The following is a 3,566-nucleotide window of genomic DNA, read 5'->3' on the forward strand; positions in this document are numbered from 1 at the left end:
CAGTGGCCGACAGATCAAACTCAAGGCACCAAGGCCAGTCGTATCGCGAGTCAGGCCACCGCCCGAAGCGGCACCTGAACATCCTCACAGTCGTATCGAGTGCCACGGCTCTGGAGTGCTTGAGCTGGTTGATCGTGCGCTCGACCTCATTGCGTCGCTTGTACATCTCCTTGTCGAACCCGGCGGGCCGGCCACCTTTGCTGCCTCGGCGTTGGCGGTTGGCTCGCTGGTCCCTCGGTTCGGGGATGGTGTGCTTGATCTGGCGTCTGCGCAGGTAGCGCCGGTTGCGACGGGAGCTGTAGGCCTTGTCGCCACCGAGGTGGTCGGGGCGGGTGCGGGGGTGCCCGCCACTTGGCCGCTTGACCCGGATCCGTTCGAGCACCGGGATCAGCTGCGGGCTGTCGCCCCACTGGCCTGGTGTGATCAGCAGGGCCAGCGGTCGGCATTCGCCTTCGCCGGCGAGGTGGATTTTGCAGGTCAGGCCGCCCCGGGAGCGTCCGAGTCCTTCGTCGGGGCGGTGCTGCCGAGGCGTTGATCTTTTTTCGGGACTCGCGGTGTTCTCCGCGGTGCCCCGGCCGCGTGCTGGGGGGCCCGGCACGATGTCGAGTCGATGCTGACCATGCTCCAGCCCACCCGTCCGCGAGCATCGGCGTCGGCCAGGACCGCCTGGAACATCCGGTCCCAGGTCCCATCCGCCGACCAGCGCCGATGCCGCTCGTAGACGGTTTTCCAGCTTCCGAAGCGCTCGGGCAGGTCACGCCACGGCACCCCGGTGCGGACCCGGAACAGGATTCCGTTGATCACCCGGCGGGGGTCGCACCACCGTCCGCCCCGGGCACCGGCCTTCGGCAGATGCGGCTCAACCCGCATCCATTCCTCGTTCGTCAGATCTCCCCGCCCCCCGACCAGAACAACGATCCCATCGTCAGATGGTCGCAAGATTCGCCGGACAGGCCCTAGGGGTGGCCGAACAAGTCTGCGTCCGGCCCTAGGAGACCAGGAGGTGGGGGAGCGATCACCGCCTACTGAGGTTGAACTCGTGATGTTGGTCGGGCGGGTATGACGGCGAGGCCGGTCTCGGCGCGGCCGGTAGATCAGCCGGGACCGGTGGCCCGGCTTGTAGCAGGTCAGCGGCGATGAATATCCATCTGCGGGAACGGTCACGAACGCGCACCACGGGGTCCGGCCGCGCTGTGATCCAGGTCTTCGCCTGCGGCGGCGTCATGGAGATGGCTCCACGGGCCGCCGCCAGTCCTCTTCTGGATCTCTGATGGGCCCGGGGCGGCGTTGTCCAGCCCTGGGCAGGACGTGTGCGGTCTGGTCGGTGCCGTGGTGACCCCTACGACACCTCCGTGCGAGGTCTTTGTCATGACTGGTGGCGCTGGGCGCCGGCCGGTCCTCGCACGTTCTGCCCCCACGCGCCCGCCTGGATCGGGATCCTCGATGGATGAGCTGCCGCACGGTGACGCGTTTCTCCTCACGAGCTTCGAGCTCTGGACACGGGCCTCCGGCAAAGGCCGCTACGTCCGACGCCGGTTCGTCAAGAACAACCGGCTCAACCACGTCGGCCACCTGTCGGCCTTCGCCTCCCTCAGCGGTTCAACCGGCGCCGACGCCCAGTACCGGCGCCGCCGGGCAGGAGGAAACTGACACATGCAAGCCCTGCGGCACCTGTTCAACCGAATGCTCGGCCAGCTCCACCACTGCACCCTGGCACGCGTCCCCTTCGATGAAGCGGTCGCGTTTCCTCTCCCGCTGCAGCAGGGTGATCACTGAGGGGTCGGCCCCTGCCAGGCTGTCCCTTCTGAGCACGGAGGGGGAGCCATGGCAGAAGTCGGTGGATGGATCTGGGAGCGCAACCTGCGGTCATTCCTGGAGTTGCTGTCTCACTACGTGGGCTACGGGTTCGATGCCACCGACTGGGAGACGGTTGCCATGGCGGTCGAGGCGACCGACGACGAGCGGCCCGACGGCTGGTACTCGTATCCCTTGGTCGGCGAGCATCGACAGGTCGAGGTTCGGCTTGCCCGCGCGGTCGGCGGCGATGAGCTGATGGTGGCCGTGAAGGGAACTCTGACGCCCGAACTGGAAGTCCGGGCGGACACCCTGCTGGCCGCCTGCGCAGCTGGATGACCAAGGTCAACCTGACCCGTAGCTGCATGAGGTGTCTTGACCCACCCCGCGACCGCGTCGTCGACCCGCTCCGTGGCCCGTCGGGCTGGGATCTGGCAGGCCCAGTCATTACGCACCGGGAGCTTGCCCACGCCCTGGAGGTGTAGGTCAGGTGGAAGCGTCGGCCGATCAGCGTCTTGACCTGCCAGCGTCCAACGCTGATCTTCCCAGCCATGCGCGGCCGGCCCCTTGGCCAGCTCCGCCGCCGACTGCGTCGCAGAGCCCGCGGACCGCTCTCGTCCCACATCTGCCGCCACCGCTGCACCGACCGGTCGTTGACCCGCTGGTCCTTCGCGATCGCCGAGCTGCCTCACCCTGGCGCATCTCTCGGCCGCCTTGAGGTGTAAAGCCTCGCTGAATTGCCGCCGTCGGCGGTCAGCCCGCTCCCTTGCGACGAGCCGTCAGCCCCTACGGCTCCACGAGTTCAACCTCAATAGCGGCAAGCACGGGGTGCCGGCGCCCTGTCTCCCCGAGGCGGCGGCCGCGCACGCCTGCTTCACGCACTCCGCCGAAGGCACCGCCATCGCAGGCGAGTTTGACGTCGACACGGCCGTCCCCGTCTGGCCGACAGGGCCAGGCCTTCCAGCCGGCCTGCCTCAGAGGTTGACGCGCTTGAGGTAGACCCGGCTGCGGTGGGGGATCGTCTGGTACCAGACCATGAGGTGCTCGTCCTCGTACGTCCGCAGCCGCATCGGGTGGGGATCTTCGTAGAGGCTGCCGTCCTTGGGGTCGATGGCCATCGCGGCGAGGTCGACCAGGCCGTCCATGACGGCACCGACGAGCTCCTGGTGTGCCGCGGGCATGTCGCCGAGGACCCACAGCCGGCTCGGATCGCACTCCCACGCCCAGCCGCTGTCGTTCTCCACGCCTTCGCCCCGCGGGATCACTGACCGATCTCGCGCTGGGCGTCGGCGAGGATGCGGCTGCTCGTCTCCATGGCGGCGCGGAACTGTTCCTCCGTGGCGTCCGGGTCGCCCGCGATCCGTTCCGCTTCGTGCAGTGCTGCCGAGCGGGCGGGCCAGCGGTGGATCGCCACGTGCGTGGCCCACTTGATCAGGAAGAACCGCAGCGGGTTGATGGCACCCGTCTCCGCGGCACGGTCGAAGGCCTCGTTGCATTCCTTGTCGAGCACGGCCAGGTTGGCCATGTCGATCCGGCGCACGGCGTCCCGCAGGGCTTCCCGCGTCATCGCCGGCTGGGGGATGAGAGGCCCGCCGTCTTCCAACTGCTGTGCTGTCATCGTGTCCTCCAGGGGAACGCTGGGCCAGGATACCCAGCCGAGCCCGAGAACCCGACGGTGAACGCAGAAAAGCCCCGCACCGAACCCTGAAACGGGCTGGTGCGGGGCTTTCCCACAATGATTGTTCGGCGGCGTCCTACTCTCCCACAGGGTC

3 protein-coding genes and 4 pseudogenes are annotated in these 3,566 nt (G+C 68.1%); 2 read left to right on the forward strand and 5 right to left on the reverse strand.

Annotation, left to right across the window (positions count from 1 at the left end):
* Window positions 1–100: 100 nt before the first annotated feature.
* A pseudogene (locus tag ACZ3X1_RS37265) lies at window positions 101–870 on the reverse strand (IS5 family transposase); the annotation flags it as partial.
* A 204-nt stretch (window positions 871–1,074) separates the two neighbouring features.
* Window positions 1,075–1,309 (reverse strand): annotated as a pseudogene (locus ACZ3X1_RS37270) (IS630 family transposase); the annotation flags it as partial.
* Window positions 1,310–1,497: 188 nt separating this feature from the next.
* On the opposite strand from ACZ3X1_RS37270, the pseudogene ACZ3X1_RS37275 reads away from it, so the two are divergent.
* Both ACZ3X1_RS37275 and ACZ3X1_RS37280 read left to right on the forward strand, forming a co-directional pair.
* Window positions 1,498–1,776 (forward strand): annotated as a pseudogene (locus ACZ3X1_RS37275) (IS110 family transposase); the annotation flags it as partial.
* A gap of 48 nt (window positions 1,777–1,824) precedes the next feature.
* On the forward strand, window positions 1,825–2,133 hold the full coding sequence (locus ACZ3X1_RS37280; RefSeq protein ID WP_467284008.1) for a hypothetical protein: 309 nt from the start codon (window positions 1,825–1,827) through the stop codon (window positions 2,131–2,133).
* A gap of 65 nt (window positions 2,134–2,198) precedes the next feature.
* Here the strand turns inward: ACZ3X1_RS37280 and ACZ3X1_RS37285 are convergent.
* The 3 genes and pseudogenes from ACZ3X1_RS37285 to ACZ3X1_RS37295 form a co-directional block, all read right to left on the reverse strand.
* Window positions 2,199–2,551 (reverse strand): annotated as a pseudogene (locus ACZ3X1_RS37285) (helix-turn-helix domain-containing protein); the annotation flags it as partial.
* 217 nt (window positions 2,552–2,768) lie between these two features.
* Window positions 2,769–3,038, reverse strand: a complete 270-nt coding sequence (locus ACZ3X1_RS37290) for a hypothetical protein (protein WP_467284011.1) — start codon at window positions 3,036–3,038, stop codon at window positions 2,769–2,771.
* Between the two features lie 17 nt (window positions 3,039–3,055).
* Complete coding sequence (locus ACZ3X1_RS37295; protein WP_356815955.1) at window positions 3,056–3,412, reverse strand: hypothetical protein; 357 nt, start codon at window positions 3,410–3,412, stop codon at window positions 3,056–3,058.
* Window positions 3,413–3,566 lie beyond the last annotated feature (154 nt).

It is taken from the genome of Streptomyces sp. NPDC023541, from assembly GCF_055559995.1.